This is a genomic window from Halorubrum cibi, from assembly GCF_900182635.1.
Taxonomy (GTDB): domain Archaea; phylum Halobacteriota; class Halobacteria; order Halobacteriales; family Haloferacaceae; genus Halorubrum; species Halorubrum cibi.
Window position 1 is genome coordinate 150,067 of sequence record NZ_FXTD01000007.1, and the last position, 19,908, is coordinate 169,974.

Below are 19,908 nucleotides of genomic sequence, written 5' to 3' on the forward strand. Positions count from 1 at the left end.
CAACCTTGAAGACGAAGTCGACTTCGCCCTCTCGGCCGCGCCAGTACTGAACAGCGGGCGTTGGGTCAGTTCCCTGTGCGGCGTTCCACAGTAGCAGATCATAAATCTCCTAACCAGAGCTCTGCTGACGTGTACGTTCAACTTCACGAGTATCTAAACGAAATGGGGCGACTCCGGGACATCAGTCTATAGCTGCCGTTCACCAGCGGATTGTCAACACATACCATTAAGTTCAACAACATATAATTACTCGTATGGCTTCGAATGAGGACCGCTACGGCTACGGTCACCGCCAAGACCCAAGCACACGATATCGGTGACTCAGCACCAGGGACAGTCGGTGACAGTGAAGGAACGTTCCATGACCGGGCTCGCAAAGGGACGAACGTTATCGTTGACGGGAAAGTGACGTCGCAGGAAAAGCACAAGCGCTCATCCCAGCAGTCGGAGTCGCAATCGAAGTCGAAGCAGAACAAGACATCCAACAGCTCAACATCCACCTCAATGTCTCAACTCGATGGGACTGAAGTAACAGTCACTGTCGACCGTATCAGTGGGAGTGGGAACGCGATTGCTGAGTACAAAGGTCGACATATCCACGTTGAAAACGGAAACGCGGGCGAAGAATATCGTGTTCGGCTCCAAGCAGAAAATAGCTATTTCATTGGCGAGCAAATCAGGGTCCAAAGCTGACCCCTTTGGGCTGAGCAATGGCGCAACGCTTATTCTACTGATCTGTTGAACTCTCGTACGCTAATACTGTGGAATCATCTAACTAAGCGTGTGTAGCCAGTTGTTGCTGTAGACGATATTAACAGACATCACATGCCTGAAAGCGAAACTGGGCATCTTGATCATTACCCAACAGGGTAAAGCGAGGAGATTCACAACAAGTACTACGTTGAGTGGATATACGATAACGGCCAGACTCTCCAACAGAGTCAAACGGATGGCTTTAGCTAGAACTTATTTCAGTTCCGATGTGAATATCACCTGACCAGTGTTTTGTAACTCTGCTCAGCCACAGCGCCAGAGCCTCTTCCCGTTCAGTTTCAGTAATTTCTCGACCAATTAGGTCTCTCGTTAGTGGCGCGTACTTTGAATTCGGATCAATACCAGCCTCATGTAGCAACGCGACACGTAGGTAGACTTCGTCAAGCGTGTCCGCATCATGATAAATATATGCATGGAGCCCATCTTTAGAATGTATACTTCGAATCTCCGTAGTCTCCATACTATCGTAGGTAGGGTCTGAAATTTCGCGTTCGATCAGAAGGAATTTGTATCCCGGTATGGTTCCCCATTCATATAATTCAAGCTCAACACGGCTGCGATCTTCATCAGAGTAACTCATTCCACCAGAAGTCTTGAGTCTCCAAGGTGAGTCGTCAAAAACGTTCTTTTTGCGGTTTTCCCCATCCCTTCGAGAATCTGGCCCCATTATCCCACAGAGATTTTGGGCAAGATTCCACTGTTCAAGCACGTCATTCCAAATTGTTTCAACGACTTCTGGATGCGCACCGAGCTGATCGCTTATTTCTTCGGTAGTGTTTCCCATTTTCCGGAGCGCAAGTATCTTTGCTTGCTGCTCAGAGAGTGGTGTGTGTTCCTGAAGATGCATTGTATATTTGCCCTGTTCTGTAAACTGATCGTGGTGATTCATTGCGCTGAAGCTAGCCCTCATGTATTGACTTAAACTATTGTAAATCGATCCACTGTAACAGTACACTTAGTCGTAAAGTCGCAAGACTGAACCTTCCCGTTTTAGCCCAATCTCTTAGTCATAAGTCCCGTAACAGACAGACATCCGGGCACCAATGCTTTTGCGTGGGGTTTGAGAACTCCCGTGTCATGACAAATTACATAGAGCCCACCGAGGAGTATGGCGGGCGAATCAGAGTGAAACTCCTTGATGACCATGCCGATACACGAGTGATCCCGTGTTCATCCTACACGGAGGCGATAACGCTCGTCAAAGAACATCAACACGAGGTCACCACCGCGAAAATCATCGACCGAGAGCAAGACGTGGTCTTCAGCTCAGCCGACATGGACATCGACGTCTGGGAGTCAATTTAAAAAAAACAAAAGCGTCGCCTATCAGTCAACGTCGAAGAACGCGACTGCCCGCGTTCGGACTGTGTCTTAATATAGGTTGAGACTATTCGTTCTATGTCGAATCAGCTCGTGGGTTACGAGAACTCCACGACGACGACATCCCGACACTGCCGCTGAGTAGGAACTTTGAGGGGGAGAAGCGGAGAGTGGAGAGTCATGAGTCCGACCGTCCAAGAACTTCAAAACGCGATTCGAGTGGCGACGGGCCGCTTCGAACGGGAAATCAAGGCCTCGTTCACGAAGGAGGAGCTACAAGCGATTTGTGAGGCACTCGGAGTCGATGTTGACAAGGCGGGTCGATCATCAACATCGCAGATGCGTCGACTCATCCGGGCGCACGTCGGCATCGCAGAGTCGCTAGAGGCGGCCGACGACTCTACCTTCCGGAAGGCCGATCTCCAAGCGATCGCTGACGGAGTCGGGGCATCGTTCGAATCGTAGTCATCAATCGCCCAATCAAGAATCCGAGAGACGCCGCGAGAGCGATTTGATTACCTATTGCGGCCGGAATCACTCAAAGTGATTCCAACGGGAGCACTCTGTATTGTTTATTCTTCTTTTTGCGAATCAGATTCTTCCGAAAGCGGGGTTCCGAGTGACCGCTGCTTATCCTCCTGAACGTCAGGTTCTTGCACCAATTCGGACATGCTTTTGTTACCATATCTTTGAGCGACTCTCTTGACTCGCCCCTGCGTACTCTGGAACGAATCATCGAGATATGATTTTGTGCGCTCAAATCCACTCACATACCGCTTCCCTTTCTCCGTTTCTTCGACGTCTCGGGACTGTCCCCCCTCATCCGTCTCAACGATTCCCATGTCGATGTACCGTTTGATGCTTCGTGAGAGACCTTCGTTGAACGGCCCTCGCTCTTTGAGGACGGAATCTACGTCAGTATCTCCCGATTCACGACGATAGCGATCGAGCAGTTTATGATACTTTCCACGCCCTTCGATCTCTCCACCCGTCTCGTGTAAGAGGAGCAACTCTGGATGGTGGTCCTCGTCACTCATAGGTACTCATCAAGAGTTGTCGATTCAGTGTGAATACGGTCTAATTGGATGATCTGCGACTGATCGTCTTGGAAGTGAGATTGAACTCGATCAAGTGGAGAGGTCATAATGCACTGGATATCTGTATTCCGTAAATATCGTGCGGCCGCGTCCTGAATGTCCGATTCAAGATTCGTAAGCGGCTCGTCAAGGACTAAGACCTCCCAGTTATGTACATCCTCGTTTTCCTGAGCGAACTGTGCCACTGTAAGACCGAATGCAAGATTAACCAATCGTTTCTCACCACTACTGAGGCGGTCATACGGACGAATGCCTTCTGACCCTGTTCCCGGGAATTCCAATTCGCCATCTGGAGTCAACCCAACCTCTGTGCCGAGATCAGGAGCAATTTCTTGGTACACTTGCGAAATCCGGTCTGAGAAGGTGTCTCGAATTTCTTCGAACGCCTCCGTTTCAAGTACCTCAATGCGGTGTTCCGCAGCGGATATCGACTCGTCGATAGCGTCTACAAGATGTCTTCGTCTCTCTAGCTGGGCGCTGAGTTCTTCTTTCTGAGCTTCAAATTCTTCTAGATCTTCTCGTTTTTGAGTGAGCTCTGCCTCTGTCGTTTCTTGGAGTTGCTCAATATCGTACTCCGCCTGCTTGAGAGCAGTCCTGACAAACTGGTTGAGGTCACGCAACTCGGGTTCAGATTTCTTGAGCTCGGTGATTTCAGCCTTGGCCTCTGAGAGCTCTTCCTCCAGGTCCCCAATCTCTTCTTTCAGGACCTCAATTCTATCATCAGCATTCTCGACTTTCTCTCGAAGCTGCTCACGTAGTTCCGTGAGGTCACGTTCACGGCCACACTGGGGACACCTGTTCGGTAACCGGTTTCGCGCTGTCGATTCTTCAACCAGCCGTCCGCACACGGGACAGGTGAACTCTTGGATGGCGTCGATGATTAGATCGTTCACCTTCTGCGTGTATCTGGATGTATCACCGAGCTCACGCCGCTTCTGCTTCAGTTGGTCTTCAAGTGCTCGTCGCCGATCGTAGAGTTCATCTAGCCGTTCTGCGACCTCGTCTTTCCTCTGCAGCCGAGCGCTGATACTTTCAATCTCCCCCGACTCAATCAACTCTTCAAGTTCTTCAATATCTTCAATCCGGTTTCGAGTTTGAGAGATAGGTAGTGAATTTAGATCCTCCTCCAGTTGCCTGATGCTTGGTTCTCGTTCCCCACGTCTTCGAATCTCTCGAAGATGGACCAAATCATGCTTTGCACGGCGATGCCGTTCAATTTCGACCTGACTCTCAGCACTGAGTAACGCCCTGATCCTATTGAGTAACTCCTCCGCAGACAGAGCACTAATTGGCTGAGATGCTGGATTTGCAGGAATAAACTGAATGCGAACATCCTCCTCTGGGCCGACATTTGATTCCACACCCTCATCAGCATCAAGCGACTTGCCATCGCTTTCGTAGGTGTGGTTCCGCCCTCGAAATACTGTATCGGCGTTGTCGAAGTACGCATTCACAGTGCTGCGCTGACCCGGCGTAACCCCAAATGTTCCAGAACGTCCGTACAGCGCATAAAGGATCGCGTTGAACGTGAGTGTTTTCCCAGATCGGTTCCCGCCAGAGAGAAGCAAGTCATCTCCCGCGATCGACTCCTGGTTGATTGTCGGACTCTCCTCGATTGCGAAGTTCTTGACTTCAAGTCTACTGATTTTCATATTTTTCTTCGTACGGGACGGACATCTGTTTTGCGAGACGATTCAACTCACGGTATGATCGGATTGAGAGCACGCGAAGAATAACAATAGCGAGTACAACACCGCTGATTCCTCCCACGAATCCAGCAACCAGATACCCTGTAATGGGCACTGCGATTGCGAGTGCGATTCCAGCAAGAATAGCTACATGATGGCTATAACCTAACTCGTCGAAGTCATCAATCGATTCTTGAATTTCCTGCGGGGCAGAGTCATAGAAGTCGCTTTCTCCGGTAATCCTATCTATCGTCTCTGTGGAACGCTTCAGATTCCCTCCCGCCCAGTAATCATTGAGCCAGTCGTTGGCGGCAACGACACTGAACATCAGTACGAGCGCTGGAGCGGCTGCTACTGCAAGTGCGATTCGATCTGTGGAAATCAAGGGAATATCCCAGTATAAGAAGACGAATAGAGTATAGAGGTACACAGCTACCGCACCCCATCCCCCGTTCTTTACTTGGGAAGTAATCCCCATTATGACACCGTTCCATCAGCTAATCTCACGGATAATAAACGGTATGGTAATTAACATACAACTCATAAGGATGAAATTCACATCTCTGTTTTGTTGAATCCGAAGACGGCGTCGAAGTCGTTGCTTGATCACTTGTCCAAGATTGTAGACGATGGCAGCCAACACCCGCTCACGGAACTCGCGGTTTCACACACGAGGGTGGACAGTAGGCCCGAATCAACGCTTGATAGCCGAAAAGACAGTCTCGATCATCCAGCGCTGGCTGTATAACTTGCTGTCCAACCGTACGTCGTGTTCCCTCGATTCGGTTGGTTACGGCTAGTGGGATTCAGTTTCGTCTGTCTCAACCCGCCCGTGCCGTTCATCGATCTCATCGAGCATATCGAGTGTCTTGCGGATCGATGCCCGAACCGCGTCGCTTCGGTTGACGAACTTTCCCTCGTCACCGACGTGTTCGTCGAGGTCATCAAGCAGTTCTTGAGGGATTTCGACGCTGACCTTCGGCATACGCTTGTATTCGCAGAGGAATATCTTCAGCGTGTCGCACAGCACACTAGACTCACTCACAGTTCCCTCTACAATACGCTCTATAGCGAGGTCGAAACTTCACTTTGCGTCTAATCGAGTTGGTCACTCGTTATTCTGCGATTAGAACCAACGAGACGCTAATGTAGATGGCTACTGCAACTCTCTGACTTTGGTCGTGATGATAGAGACTGGAAGGGGACCAAACCATCCACTCATTTTATGACCCACCCTTAGCACACAAAGTAAGATATCTTCTGTTGAGGATTCCAACAGAATCAAATAAGATGATCTCTGGTTATAGATTTAGTAAATAAAAGATGAGTGTTCTAATGGATCTGATCTGGGTTATCTTTCGCTATGTGATAACCACTTTCGTTCGCAGTATTGTGAGGTATCTTAGCGCTCTCGGAGCGATTCCGAGTTTCATTGCACCTATAGCATCCGCAGTACTAGCCTATCTGACCTGGCGAGTATATCAGGAGCAAAATGATCTGATCGAAGACCAGACTCACGCTAGCGAAGAAGCACAACGTGCCTCCGTACAAAGTCTTGAAGTTGCTGGCAAGGATCGCAGCGAACTTAGCGTAATTGTGAAAAACTCGGGAGGAGGTGCGGCAAAAAATCTTCACGGTAAAGTTGAATTCGTTCCTCATGATGATATTACGCTCGAATCTGAGCCATTCCGGTCACGCGCGGTGCGACAATCGAGCAGCGGACTGACCGAAGAGAACGGCGACCTTGAGTGGGTACCTTCAGCAGGCAATGAACTCGCTTCTGGGGAATCTGAAGTCATTATCGAGATTCTCTGTTTCGGGAAAATCAAGGAAGAAGATGATCCTGTGGCATTCTCTCGGATGATGTCTATTATTGAGAAAACGTATATTATTGAGGCCCTGAGAAATATCAAAAAAGAATTGACAGCAGACCAATTGAAAGAACTTTGCGAGGAAGGGTGGAACCCGAGCCTCTGTGAGTTAGCGGGAGATCCGGAGTACGCAGCATTAGTCGGAGAATTTGAAATGAACGACCTACAGCGTATTCAAGTCACAATCGTCGATCAGTTCGATGTAGATGAAAACAGGTTATGTATGGAGAGATCGTTCGATTTCAACGTAAGCCTCGAATACCAAGATGAATTCGGTAAATACGAGACACCTATTCTCGAACTTTTTCTTGAAATCGACAAGGGCATCGAACTCAAAAAAATACTGTCCAAGGATTACTCTCGTCAACGTCGTGAGAGTGATCCTCGAGGCCACGAGCTCGATCGTCTCTCTTAGGCTGCAAATGTGGAGTATATTGTGATTTTCTAGCGACAAATAGTTGATGAGAATACTTTAGTAATCATCAGTCAACCACATAGTTAAATCGTGAGACACGCAGACAAGGCCACTGATCTATCGAATTCCTCGCTTGGTGACCTACCTCGGGCGATAATTCAAGGAGCAATAAATAATCGCCAAGTTAGGGAGTACCACGACTACCAGGAGGGCAACTCCATCGTGGAATCAGTCCGGTATGCAAACCGGGACAGACCACGACCCAAACGTCAGCATTATTCTGAGTTCGAATCCGAGTACTCAGACATAGATATACCGACATATCTAGACATCCTCGGATTTGGTGATAAGCAAGAAACGCTTCGTTTCCAACTCGAGGCGTGGCGACAAATTCGGAACGCCCACGAGTCCGCCCGGAGAACTGGAACTGACCAGGGTGTTGTTCTATCTGCTCCGACAGGGTTCGGAAAAACGGGCGGTATCATGGGTGAAATGCTCCATAAAATTGCGGCTGAGGATACAGAAGTCGATTCCGCTGTTTGTGTCTATCCGAGTCGCGCACTGCTTAGAGATCAACTGAGCACGATGCTGGAACGAGCGGTAAACCTCAGCCAATTGGAGGGCTACCAACAACCCGGTATTGGTATTTGGTCGAGCGATGTACCGTTTACAAGGAGGGCAGTTGCGGACTCAGGCAAGGATCATCTCAAATCTTCCTCCAGTACAACCCCATCAGGAAGTCAGTTGAGAATTCTTAGTCACTGGGATGAATCAAAAAATGATACCGGGCTCTATGTCGACCAAATCGATTCGACAGAGTACCTTGCGGGGTATGAGGAGGGAAGCAAGGACTATATCACTCGAACAGCTGACGGTGAATTTGAATTTGATTCTCGCCAACTCACGCTTCACAGGCAGGGGGTCAGACTACTTACCGAGGATGAACGTCCGCAAGTCATCTTCACGACACTGGAGTCATTCGAGAATATTGGACTAAAGCCTCACTACGATATCCTCGCACAGACCGATTTCTTCGTTTTTGACGAAATTCACCAATATACTGGCGTTCGCGGCTCACATGCTTCACATATTATTCAAAATATTCAGTGGATGCGTGAACAGCATGATGAGGGATCGGGAGCGGCAACATTCATCGGTGCTAGCGCCACAGTCGCCGATCCGCCCCAATTTGCATCGGATCTATTCGGGTTCAATACCTCTGGAACGGACAGCGAAATGCGGTATGTCAGAAATAGAGAAATAGACATCGACCAAGATAATAACGACAAACAGCATTTTTATTTTATGATTACTCCGGGAGGTGAAAATTCCCCAGGGGTTGCCTCACAATACATTCAACAAGCCCTTCTGAGTGGCCACTCCCTGCTCAAAGAGGACGATAGCGTCTCGAAATCACTCACGTTCATAGATAGTACAAGCCAAGTCGAACGGCTCTCTCAACAGATCAAAGATGCGAAACAGAAACTTCTGTATCGGAAGCACATTAACCTGGATGAGACCGATGCCGCAGGCGATTGGAAGAATATAGCAGATGTTGCAAACAGAAACTTCAGAAAAGATTTTAACGGACCGGTAGCGATCCATGCGGATTCTGATGACAATCTTAATGATCTAATAGGTAATGAAATCATCAATTCCACGAGTTTTCTTGAGGTAGGGATGGATATTGACGATCTTGAGTTTATTGGACAATATCGACCTCCGTCAGACTTGGCAACTTTCAAACAGCGTGCCGGGAGGGGTGGACGATCGAAAAAAGACGATACGCACGTTCAGGTTTTTCTTTCAAGATACGCTGGGGACCAGAACTTTTTCTATCGGGCAGATCGATTCTTATCTGGCGATGTTCATACACCACTAAACCCCCACAACGAGGTAATTAGGTGGGTTCACGACCGTTATCGTGAGATCTATACTGGCATTCACGAACTTTACGATGACATCGGAGGGGGGTGGTATAATAACCGACACGAATCGAGATTCATACAGAAGGTCTTCTGCGACGAGATCGGGTACGAACGTTACCACCGGTTCCTCACAGAGCCTGATAACGAGTTAAATGATCTGTTGGACATTAGTCCAGTAGCGCCTAAACTGTTCAAAAATAATGGAAGTCTAAGTACAGTGGAGTCCGCGTTAAATAGGAAAAAGGCAGAAATTCGGGCAGACCTCCGAGAGAAACGAGCGCTCATTGGTGGAGGGAACGAAGCAACGATTCCAAATACTCGTATTCAACGAGTTCGAGAGTTAGCCGAAAAAGTTCGTTCACAGATAGATATTGTTCGGAAAGGGTCGTTCGAAGGCAGCGAAAATTTCGAAGAAATCTATTTGAATTTGTCAAATATCACAGAGGAAGACATCGATGATGCAATCCAAACAGTCAACGAAGGGATTGACGCACTAGGGCCCATTCTGTTTAAAGCTAGTGAGGAACAGAAAGAGGAATTGATTACAGTTAGTGAGGTCGGAAATATCCAAGAGTCCCTCGATGTCCTCAAAGAAGGAGACCTTGCTCAGGAACTCAAACAGCGAGACATCATCGATCAGCTCTTACAATCTCTAGAAGGGATCAAATCGTATCTCACGGTCCGTGACATGGGCACAGCACATGGCAGTCTCTCTGCATACAAAGGCTTGCTCCAGAGTGCATATTTCTTCAATCGGGCCTGTCAGATTCACGAAAACGAGTATGAGAAGCCGGTTCGGATCAGTGAAGAGCATCGGGATAATCCGGACGCCGAGATATGGTATGTACCAGATGATTACTTCGATAACGCAGGCCGATACTTTAGCTTGTCCCAAGTCCGAGATACTGGATCTCAAAACCAGTCACAAGAATCGATTGACGTGCTCTTTGGCAAGTACTTACCGTTCAAAGCAGAGTATCTCGAGTCAGGCTCGGCACAAGCTTATCTACCAGAGGTTCGTCAGCGAGATGGATCGGCCGAGATCCAGTTTTCCGAAGAAAGTACGTATGTTCAGCAGGACATCCATATTCCGAATACGATCGAGCTCGAAGAGTTAACCGACTTTTCTGGGGATGAGGCAGACGAGATCTTCCCACTCCACCCCGATACCTTCCACCCGATAACAAACGAGCAGATGGCTGACTTTGCGGATGTAAAGTATGGGAAGGCGTATGCTCAGCCTATTGTGAGCACTCAGATGGAATTCATCTCCAGTCAACGGAGTTATGAACAGGGTTCACTGAGTGCAGGACTAGTCGAAGGGGAAGCACTCCTAAAAGGCGTTGAGCTGGAGGTCAGTTTGTACCAACGTAGAGATGGCGAGTTTGTCAGAGCAAGCGATGATGACCCACCAATTCAGCGACTTGGCACCGACTCTGACTTTGGATTCATTCTACAGACTAGCGGTATCCGTTGGGATGTCTCTGAATTTTTGACCGATATCTTTGAATCTGAACGGGGAACAAAAATTCTCGAATTTGTTCGTCGTCATAAGCCGTTCGATGATATTGACGAAGAGCGAGCGGCCAAGGCGACTGCAGCACACTTCCTCACATTGCTAATTGCTGACGTAACTGGTTCGGATCCAAGAGGCCTGATGTACGGGATAGGGTCAAATAACGAGGTTCACGTATTCGACAAATCCCAGGGAGGGCAGGGTATTATTGAGCTATTTAACGATGAAATGCGAGAGAATCCGACTGCGGTAGTCAACTCCATATACCGACTAGCTCACAATAGTCAGATCCTCAGCGATCGGCTTTGGGCTTCAGACGAAAGCGCCGATGATACTGGGCGTGCTCCATGGGAGATCTTCCAAGAAGACATCTCGATAACCGCTCTTCAGGATGCTAAGCATAGGGAGGACGTCATGGACCAGATTAAGCAAGTCAGTAGCCAAATTCTGGATATCACCTTCGACCCCAGCCTCAATCGGATTGCAGAGGAGGTCGCATCCGGGATTGAGCGTATTCACTATCTCGCTGAAGATAATCCATTCGAGTCAGAGTTGTACTTGATCAAGCATGACATGGCACAGGCACGTCAAGAGGGTGAACCCGAAAGCTATGTCACAGAGTCGGTTCAATCAGATTTCGAGGAAGTCTTTGAGCACGAGAATATCGTGGCTGAAACCGTTCGTGACCTTCTCTATCCTCCGGACGTGGACTCTGGAAAGGCAAACCTCCACCTCGAAGAGAGTATCCTCGAAGTAGACCAGTCGAACGCAATCAGCAACACCTTTGCAGAGAATTTGGTAGAGCACATTATTTCCGATATCCCAGTTGGAGAGCGACACAAACTGCGTGAGGATGGACGCTACTGGGCAAGACTGGATGATGATCAAGTAGAGTATCTCTCATGGGGTGATGAACTGTGAGCGCCCCAGACGCACATAGCACCTGTACCGTCCCGGAGTTCGAACAATTTGCCCGTCTTATTGGGGAGGCACACGAAGTCGGAGATAAAGTGGCAGTAGTCACTGAATCCTCAGAAATCGCGGTGATTACAAGAAAGGGGGCTCGAGATAATATAAACACTATCGCCGGCGAACTCGATATCGAGATTTTTCTGTCAAAAGAAGCATCAGAGGATGCTGCACTCGAGGATATTCGTAATGAGGTCGAAATTACAATCGTCGAGAGAATACCGGGCGAAATGGCGGCAGACGAGAGTTCTATTTTCATCAACAACGGTGCGCTCACAGAATCAAGAGATGAAATCGTCAACACGAAAAGGCAGCACCTCTGTTCGCACGATAAGGATCCTGCGAATTTAATACGGACTCTTCTACAATCAGCCACAGATTGAATCCCCGGTTGAGATGGCAACGATTCTTGCTCATCGTACCGGATATTTGGCTTTGTACAAATCCTATACTGGTGATATGATATTGAGTGAGATCAACGGTCGAGAAAGATCGTATCTTAGAACCGGTAATTTGCCATCTTGGAGGATTAACAAGTTTATTCAATCGATTATTGATAACAATATAGACAAAATAGTTTTACATGCCATAACCATCAGACATGAATTGTTCTAGAAGAACACGATGAGGAATAGCGGAACTACGAAAACTCTGGTCGCTCAGCATACTTGATCGGATCGCGTGACCCGGCATTTCGGAACGCCTCAAGCCGGAACGCACACGCATCACACGTCCCACACGCTGGCTCCTCGTCGCGGTAACACGACCACGTCATCTCATACGGCACGCCGAGCTCCAAGCCGCGCTCCGCGATCTCCGTTTTCGACCACTCGACGAACGGCGCTTTCAACTCGATCTCCGTCTCCGGCTTTGTGCCGACATCGATCACGTTCTGAAACGCGTCGAAGAAATCCGGGCGACAATCAGGGTACCCGGAGAAATCCTCCGAGTGCGCGCCGATAAACAGCGCTTCCGAGTCGGTTGCCTCCGCGTACGATGTCGCCATCGACAACAGGTTCGCGTTGCGGAATGGGACGTACGACGTCGGAATCTCATCACTCTCAAGATCCGCGTCGGCCACGTCCATCTCCTCATCCGTCAGGCTCGACGCGCCGATTTGAGAGAGATGGCCCGTTTCGATGTGGAGGAAGTCAGCCGCATCAACCTCTTCAGCGAGCGCTTTCGCACACTCGTACTCTTTGTCTTCGGTGCGTTGCCCGTACGACGTATGGAGGAAGTACGGCTCGTACCCCTGCTCAATCGCCTCGTAGACAGCTGTCGCACTATCCATCCCGCCGGACACCAGAATGACCGCGCTTTTGTTGCTCATGTCTGCTTGGTTGCGTCGAATCGATTATCGCTCTGTTCACCACACCGCACTCGCGGCACCGCGCTCTTCCGACCGTCCTCTGAGAGTGACGTGCTCATGTTCCTGGGGCGTCGTTCCACAGGTCCACGTGCAGTCGAGGCGTGTACCGGTAGCCGTACTCCATCGCTAACTCGGCGACCTCGCTTCGCGTCCCATCGAGTTGCTCGCGCGTCATGCCCTCCGGCATCAACAACACGTCATCATCCGCCACGGTCGTCGCCGTCGCTTCTCTCACCCGATCAACCAGGTCCGTGATCTCTGGGAGGTCCGACTCGTCGGTCACGACGAACTTGAGCTGCGTCTCGTACGCATCGACCATCTGGGACAACGCATCCATATCGATCCGATTCTGTTCGTGTTTCTCCTCCCACTCGCCCTCCCCCTTCGGGTCACGCTCCGATGTCGGCGTACTACTCGCCAGCTTTGGGCTGATACTCGCCAGGTCGATCGGCGCGTCCCGGTAGATTGTCCCATTTGTCTCTACCGTCGTGTGATACCCCTCTGCGGCGAGCCGTTCGAGGAGTTCGACAGACTCCTCATGGATGAGTGGCTCCCCACCCGTGAGCACGATGTGATTCGCCTGCTCGTGGGACTGCACCTCCTCGACGATCGAATCGACGTCGCGCCACGCCCCGGTCGGCTCCCACGACGTATGATACGAATCACAGAACCAACACCGGAGGTTACACCCAGACGTCCGCACAAAGACAGAGGGAACTCCTGCGAGCGTTCCTTCCCCCTGTAACGAGTAGAACACCTCGTTGATCGGGAGGCCCTCACCAGCCGCGTCAGCGTCCGTTGTGGGCTCCTCGACGTCACTTGCGACCGGCATTAGTAGGTCGCACAGAGCTCGCCAGTTTCGCTCACCGACACCGACACGTCCGAGACGGTGTCTGGGAACGCCTCAAGCATCCGTTGTTCGAGGAGGACGCTCATCACCTCTGCCGTTGGTGGGTGATCGAGGACGACGAGGGCGTCGCCGTCGCCCGACGCTTCGAACGCGTCGACGAGCGGATCGCCTTCTTCGACGAGGAATCGATGATCCCACGCGTCGATGACGTCCGTCACGTCGCCTTTGTCGACGACCCATCCCTCTTCGGTGAGTTCGCCGCTTACCTCGACGGTGATCTCGTAGTTGTGGCCGTGTGGCCGCGAGCACTTCCCGTCGTGGTGGAGGATGCGGTGGCCCGAGCTAATTCGGATGGGGTTGTCCGCTCCAATGTGGAGTGTGCGCTGCCCTGCTTCCCGAAGCACATCTGCTTCGGATTCGTCTCTAGATATACTCCGAGCCATACTCGAAGAATATTCGGGGAATATATAAATATTGAGTTTCGTTACTCTATCGATGGAACAGCAGCATCACTCACGATCGTCTCTCCGCCGACTCTCTCGTTGCCCCCCAGTATCCACCCTGGCCGAACCGCAAGACTGCACCACGCGTAACTGTTCAGTCACACACGGTGGTGACCGCTGATGCAGACTGAAGATACTCGCGCGATTTTTACTGCCGTGTTCGCCGGCTCAATCGTCCTCGCAAACGTCCTCGCAGCGAAACTGACGTGGATCGAGCTGCCGGGGCTGGGCGGTGTCGCCGTCCCCGCTGGGTTCGTTGCGTTCGGCGTCGCGTACCTCGCCTCGGACTTGCTCGTCGAGTATCACGGGAAAGAGTACGCTGCGACTGTGGTCAACGGCACCGTCGTCACGCTCGTCATCGCGTATGCGCTCGTCTTCCTCGCCATTTGGATGCCATCCGCCCCCTTCTACGGTGGGCAAGACGCGTTCGTCTCGACGCTTGGCGGCTCGGCATCGATCATCCTCGCCTCCGTCGTCGCGCTCGCGTTCGCCCAGCATCTCGATGTCCGGTTATTCGCCAATTTGAAGGACCGGACCGCTGGTCGGCATCGCTGGCTCCGAAATTGCGGCTCCACTGCAATTAGTCAGGGCGTGGACACGGTCGTGTTCATCACGCTCGGGTTCGCTATCTTTCCGGCGCTCGGCCTCGGTGGGGACCCGACGTGGGGTTGGGCGCTCGTGTCGATCGTCGCTGGGCAGTACATCGTGAAGCTGCTTGTGGCGCTGATTGATACGCTCCCGTTCTACGCTGTTACGGAGTTCGTGGAACGGCCGGCTTAGCTAGGTGTTGAATGTGCCTCTGTGATAAATAATAGACCAATTCCCACAGACGGAGTTAATTTCCTAGATCTAACTCCTTTGTGAGGTACGTCTCTACGTTCCCGTAGTCGTTTTCAAGAACCTCGCAGAGCTCTAGATTGGTCAGTAGCCCCCCTCGGGTAATATTCGCAGATCCGACGTAGACGTACTTCTCGGTGATCACTGCTTTCGCATGGAGGTCGCTAATCTGGTGAACGTTGACGTTCTCAATATCCGTGAGTCGAGAGAGTGCGTAGTCGTTACTCGATTCGTCAGGCCGGACGTAGACGTCGAGTTGGGTGTTCAACGCTCTAATCGCAGCAGTCAACTTCATTCTGCGTTCGTTGACATCCTTCGTGAGTGGGAGATGTACGTCGACATCGCTTAACCACGGTGAACAGATCACGACATGCTCACTGTATGTGAGTGCGTGGCCGAGCAGATATCGGAGGCCGCTAGAGGGTAAGGAAAATGCTCGTCCCATCGTACTCACCTCCCGGTAGGACTTCACGGTCAAATAGCTCATCACCGAGGTCTTCATGCTCAACCCGCTGAATCAGCTCTTCACGGAGTTCCTCTAAGAGGACGTAACTAAGCGTGTCCGATTGGTCGTGGCCTGAGATACATTCCGACAGTTGTAGATTCTCGACGCAGCCGTCGATATTCGGTGAAAAGAAGAGCGCCTTCACCCGATCGTGATTGTCGAAGTCCGTAAGGTGCTTGTTCACTTCTTCCTCGGGATACGTGTCATTACCATCTATTCGAGCCGATGCGACCACGTGTTTCACGGTACACGCACGTCGTACGGATATGTTCTCTTCACGAACGAGCTGACGGGCTCGATCGATGGACGACTGTACTTCTTCTACGACTTGCTCGACGACGTGTTCAAACACTGGCACCCTGTCCGATGCACGGACGATTTCCTCGATTTTCGCCCGACCGATATCGGAAGTGGAGACCTTGTCGATGAAATCTTCGTCTGCCCAGAGTCGTTCGCAGATCACCTGCGGATCGTACGTGATCCGAGTCGCTGATTCGAGTGTAGTTCCCGGGTCCTCTTGGAAGTCCTCAAAGACCATGTCCACGAGTCCCTGTCCGCCCTGCGACCGCTCGAAGACGTAGACAACCTCTTCCTCGGAGTCTACGCCATAAAACAACGATCCCGGAGTTACCCCAGCCACGTCGGCAACCAATTGGGTGAAAAAGTGGGCGGCCGTGTGTACACCAATCTCCCGTAGTCCGACCTCGGAGCGATTCTTGTATCGATCGACTCGTGAGATGACATCCGGGTCGTCAATCCGTTCGAGGTAACCCGACACGTCGAACGTAATACCGCGCGTGTCTAGTTCGAATCCGAGTGTCTGTTCGGGAGCCTCGATGGAGCGTTCTATTCGATCACCGCCCGTGAAGATGTATTCGTCCGCCGAGCGAGCATACGTCGCCGGCGTGATCTCTAAAGATGCACCGCTGAGTCTGATCTCGCCTGAAACGTCTGAGAGAGTCGAAATCTCCCGCGATTCAGCATCACCGCCGAGGACAACGTCCGTTTCGACATCGGGGCTGGCATGGATCTTACCGTAGGCCGAGTCGTTATGACGCAAGCAGCTATCCTGGTCGAGAATCTGAAGACACTGCGGACAGTATCTGACGATGTTCAGTGCCTTCGATCCGCTCAGATCAGTGACTTCGTCGAGTCTGATCGAGTCGGGAATGATGAGGCCGTCCCGTCGTTCGCCAGGTACGTCTTCGAAAACGAACCGGACCGTATCGTCTTCAACTACTGTTTCGGGGACGAACGCTTGCAGACGGCCGGCTTCTTGTTTGTATTCACTTCTGAAGGGGGCATACGAATGAACTAACGTATCAATTGACTGGTCGCTCCCGTCGGTATCGTTCTTTCCATGGAATACGGTGAAATACTGCCCCGCGTCATCGAAGTAGTTCTCGGGAACATACCATACCTCCCCGCCGAGAGAATCATTGTTAACCTGTAGAAAACGATCGTAGTAGTACGCACCGCGGAGGAGATGCTTGACATAGTAGAGACTGAGGAAATTGGATTGGATCGACTGGTAGTCGTAGAGCTCCTCAAGAGATTGTTTGAGGTAGTAAATCCGTTTTCTCTCACGGACAAGCGCGCCCGCTCTTCCGTCGTCGGCCGCGTCCGCAACACGTTCGACTGCGTCCTCGAGGTCACCGACATCGTAATTGAGTCGTGGAAGATTTATCTCGTCACGATCGTAGGCGTTCTTTATTCTGAGGACACTTGCCTTAGAGTCGTAGAGTAGAGGAAGTACGTCACGGAAGCGATCGAGCTCTGCCATCGGGTCAGGATTCGAATCCGCAATGGTGTCTCTAGACTGCACGAGGACTTCTTCCAACCTGTCGAGAACTGACTCCTCAACAAGTGGGTCATCATGTTCTCGACACCGTTCCACGAGGACCACTCGCTCTTGGACGTATGCCAGTATGTCCTCACGGACGCCTTCAACCATCTCTCTCGCCGTATTTCCGGTAGAGGAGTCACCGTCAAGTCCGAGATCGCCCAGTTTTCGCTGTATTTCCGCCTCTCTGCTCTCGATTTTAGCCAACACGTGTGTAATCGGCTCCTGTCCGGTCAACGGTGAGAATGAATCGGTCATCCCAAGCTCACGGGACAGTACCGCCTGGGGATCGGAGATCAGGTTATGATACGATTCCCAGCCAAGTTCATCGACCAGATACTCCTTGTGAAACTCCGTCTTTTCTTGACTCGTGGAGTAGTGGTGGCGGTCACGGACGCGTGATGAAACCTCGTAGAACTCACGGTATCGCTCGTGAATCCAATCAATTACCTCATTGTCAGACTTCAGTGGTGTCCTGATCTCGGAGCCGAGGAATCGATCAGCTCGGTAGAACATGTTCGCGTCGCTCGTGAGATCCGATAGGAAGACGAAGATGAACGAGTCCGTTCCCGACTCACGGGCAGCACGCCCGACGCGCTGAACGAACGATGAGAGGTTCCACGGCGTCCGATACTGCGTAACGATCGAAATATCCCCGACGTCGATACCGACCTCAAGGAAGTTCGTCGACAGGAGTACGTCGCTTTGTACGACTGAGGCATCGAACCCAACGTCGGAGAAGACGGACGAGAAATTCAGAGATCCGTCCACAAATTCCCGGTCCATCCCGTTAGCAACTTCGCGCCAGTCCCCTGGCTCATCAATGTCGGTGTGATAGCGCCACAGACCTCGATGTCGGTCCGCGTCTTCTAGCTGCGAGCGCTTCTGATTAACTTGGCTGATACTATCGATAAACGAGAGGACCTTTCCGCGTGGTTCACCCTTCTGTTGGAGCATTGCGTGACCAAGAAGCAGGATCTGTTGGATGAACATAGACGAGACACCGGGCCCGTCCTCCGTCGCCTTCAGGAAGAAGTAATGCTCCTTATCGTTGTGATCGGTAGCGAAGTCTTCATCGGGTGGAGAAACAGCTCTAATCCGACCGTCCGGAATCGGGAAAATCTTGGCTGCAAACTGCTCGGCGTCGTCGACGGTCGCACTCGCTCCTAGCCAGAGCGTTGAGTGATCCGTAATCTCCTCGATGTTCTCGATGATGTTTGCTGCGTGTGCGCCACGAATCCCAGTATAAAGGTGTACTTCGTCGAAGACGATTGCATCTATGTCATCGATGAGACTGTAGTTCGGTTTCAATCCGAACAGCTCTAGCGATTCGAGTGTCGTAAGAACGATGTCCGGTCCACCACTCTGCCTGATGTCCTCCCTGTTCAGGACGACTTCTCGATCGCTAAATCGGTGCGATTCGTCGTGTTCACAGACGAGGTCGTAGTGACTTCCTCCCCCTTCGTACTGAAACGCATGCGGATCTTGGTGATCACCGCACCAACAGTTGGCAAGTCTGAACCGCTTTCTCCGACCCGTTCCCTCGAACAGTGCATCTTCCGTGGAAACGTCCTCGGGCTTGTACGCTGTGTCTCCCGACCAAACGCCGACCGACAGCTGCTCGTCGGTCGTCGTTTTGATCGTGTGGAGGTGTTCGAGGACACGGCCTAATTGGTCCTGTAACAACGCTTTACTGGGGTATACTAGGGCAACCCGATCGAGATCGTCGTCCTGTAATAACTGGTACAGCGGACCGAGGAACGCTTCCGTTTTTCCGAATCCGGTTGGTGCAGAGAATATTGCACCTTGGGAATCACCTCCCCCTCGTCGTTCGTTGAGGTCGCGGACGATGTCCCAGCTCGTCTGTTGGAAGTTCAGAGGTTCAAATCCAAAAATGTCGATAATGTTCTCGATGAACTCGTCATCGCCGTCGTATTCTCCCGGACTTCGGCGCTTCTGCGGCTCCTGAACGTATTTGAGCGCGGAGGTGACCCGTGGAGGGTCCTCTGTATCTGGGCCGAAAATCTGCGTATTTTCGAGAATCCCGTGAACGAGGGGTTCTACATCATCGTCGACGCGCGATCGATCCGAATTCGAATCAAAATATTTCATCGAGTGAGATACCACGTGTGGTTCGGATATCAAGTTCAATCTTCCGGCGTAGGTTGGAATAACTGCGAACTAAATATCTTGTTAATAATAAACGTGGAATACAGAAAAGGGGAAGGAAGCAGTTTCTGTAGATTTCCACGACCATTACGGCCTCACGGTGTGGTTTTCAGCAAACTCTTACCGGCGCGCCAGTATCTACCGTGATTCTTTGACCCGTGACTTTACATCAGAGTCGCGTAAATCGTGAGATAACGTTGACAAACCGACCGTCAAATCTAGCGATCCGGGTCCGGCATCGGAACGCCATGAGA

16 protein-coding genes are annotated in these 19,908 nt (G+C 51.1%); 6 read left to right on the plus strand and 10 right to left on the minus strand.

What is annotated here, in order from left to right; genetic code table 11:
• Nucleotides 1-955: 955 nt before the first annotated feature.
• Nucleotides 956-1,663, minus strand: a complete 708-nt coding sequence (locus tag FN829_RS10585; RefSeq protein WP_185955744.1) for a LuxR family transcriptional regulator — start codon at nt 1,661-1,663, stop codon at nt 956-958.
• A 188-nt stretch (nt 1,664-1,851) separates the two neighbouring features.
• On the opposite strand from FN829_RS10585, the gene FN829_RS10590 reads away from it, so the two are divergent.
• On the plus strand, nt 1,852-2,079 hold the full coding sequence (locus FN829_RS10590) for a hypothetical protein (RefSeq protein ID WP_246066499.1): 228 nt from the start codon (nt 1,852-1,854) through the stop codon (nt 2,077-2,079).
• A 195-nt stretch (nt 2,080-2,274) separates the two neighbouring features.
• Nucleotides 2,275-2,559 carry a hypothetical protein gene (locus FN829_RS10595; RefSeq protein ID WP_142986948.1) on the plus strand — a complete coding sequence of 95 codons (285 nt, stop codon included), beginning with the start codon at nt 2,275-2,277 and terminating at the stop codon, nt 2,557-2,559.
• 107 nt (nt 2,560-2,666) lie between these two features.
• Here the strand turns inward: FN829_RS10595 and FN829_RS10600 are convergent, their stop codons facing one another.
• The 4 genes from FN829_RS10600 to FN829_RS10620 form a co-directional block, all read right to left on the minus strand.
• Complete coding sequence (locus FN829_RS10600) at nt 2,667-3,131, minus strand: hypothetical protein (protein ID WP_142986949.1); 465 nt, start codon at nt 3,129-3,131, stop codon at nt 2,667-2,669.
• The gene (locus FN829_RS10605) at nt 3,128-4,843 is read right to left on the minus strand and encodes an AAA family ATPase (RefSeq protein ID WP_142986950.1); all 1,716 of its coding nucleotides are present in this window, start codon (nt 4,841-4,843) and stop codon (nt 3,128-3,130) included. The genes FN829_RS10600 and FN829_RS10605 overlap by 4 nt, the downstream gene beginning before the upstream one ends.
• A complete protein-coding gene (locus FN829_RS10610; protein ID WP_142986951.1) occupies nt 4,830-5,357 on the minus strand; it encodes a hypothetical protein in 528 nt (175 codons plus the stop codon). Before FN829_RS10610 ends, FN829_RS10605 begins: the two co-directional genes overlap by 14 nt.
• 318 nt (nt 5,358-5,675) lie before the next feature.
• Nucleotides 5,676-5,864, minus strand: a complete 189-nt coding sequence (locus tag FN829_RS10620) for a ribbon-helix-helix domain-containing protein (protein ID WP_095637529.1) — start codon at nt 5,862-5,864, stop codon at nt 5,676-5,678.
• Nucleotides 5,865-6,214: 350 nt separating this feature from the next.
• Here FN829_RS10620 and FN829_RS10625 point away from each other — a divergent pair, with 350 nt between their 5' ends.
• From FN829_RS10625 to FN829_RS10635, 3 genes are all read left to right on the plus strand, one after another.
• Complete coding sequence (locus FN829_RS10625; protein WP_142986952.1) at nt 6,215-7,165, plus strand: hypothetical protein; 951 nt, start codon at nt 6,215-6,217, stop codon at nt 7,163-7,165.
• Between the two features lie 222 nt (nt 7,166-7,387).
• Complete coding sequence (locus FN829_RS10630; protein WP_281286064.1) at nt 7,388-11,530, plus strand: DEAD/DEAH box helicase; 4,143 nt, start codon at nt 7,388-7,390, stop codon at nt 11,528-11,530.
• Nucleotides 11,527-11,961: a hypothetical protein gene (locus tag FN829_RS10635; RefSeq protein ID WP_142986953.1), complete on the plus strand. Its 435-nt coding sequence runs from the start codon at nt 11,527-11,529 to the stop codon at nt 11,959-11,961. Before FN829_RS10630 ends, FN829_RS10635 begins: the two co-directional genes overlap by 4 nt.
• A gap of 257 nt (nt 11,962-12,218) precedes the next feature.
• Here FN829_RS10635 and queC read toward each other — a convergent pair whose 3' ends face one another.
• From queC to FN829_RS10650, 3 genes are all read right to left on the minus strand, one after another.
• On the minus strand, nt 12,219-12,908 hold the full coding sequence (gene queC / locus FN829_RS10640) for a 7-cyano-7-deazaguanine synthase QueC (protein ID WP_142986954.1): 690 nt from the start codon (nt 12,906-12,908) through the stop codon (nt 12,219-12,221).
• 94 nt (nt 12,909-13,002) lie between these two features.
• A complete protein-coding gene (locus FN829_RS10645) occupies nt 13,003-13,779 on the minus strand; it encodes a 7-carboxy-7-deazaguanine synthase QueE (protein ID WP_142986955.1) in 777 nt (258 codons plus the stop codon).
• Nucleotides 13,779-14,240: a 6-pyruvoyl trahydropterin synthase family protein gene (locus FN829_RS10650; protein ID WP_142986956.1), complete on the minus strand. Its 462-nt coding sequence runs from the start codon at nt 14,238-14,240 to the stop codon at nt 13,779-13,781. Before FN829_RS10650 ends, FN829_RS10645 begins: the two co-directional genes overlap by 1 nt.
• 180 nt (nt 14,241-14,420) lie before the next feature.
• Here FN829_RS10650 and FN829_RS10655 point away from each other — a divergent pair, with 180 nt between their 5' ends.
• Nucleotides 14,421-15,080, plus strand: coding sequence for a queuosine precursor transporter (locus FN829_RS10655; RefSeq protein ID WP_142986957.1), 660 nt, complete (start codon nt 14,421-14,423; stop codon nt 15,078-15,080).
• Between the two features lie 55 nt (nt 15,081-15,135).
• Here FN829_RS10655 and FN829_RS10660 read toward each other — a convergent pair whose 3' ends face one another.
• Both FN829_RS10660 and FN829_RS10665 read right to left on the minus strand, forming a co-directional pair.
• Nucleotides 15,136-15,582, minus strand: a complete 447-nt coding sequence (locus FN829_RS10660; RefSeq protein ID WP_241430979.1) for a phospholipase D-like domain-containing protein — start codon at nt 15,580-15,582, stop codon at nt 15,136-15,138.
• Entirely contained in the window at nt 15,554-19,630 is a 4,077-nt protein-coding gene (locus FN829_RS10665; RefSeq protein WP_246066500.1) for a DEAD/DEAH box helicase, read from the minus strand. Before FN829_RS10665 ends, FN829_RS10660 begins: the two co-directional genes overlap by 29 nt.
• Nucleotides 19,631-19,908: the final 278 nt, after the last annotated feature.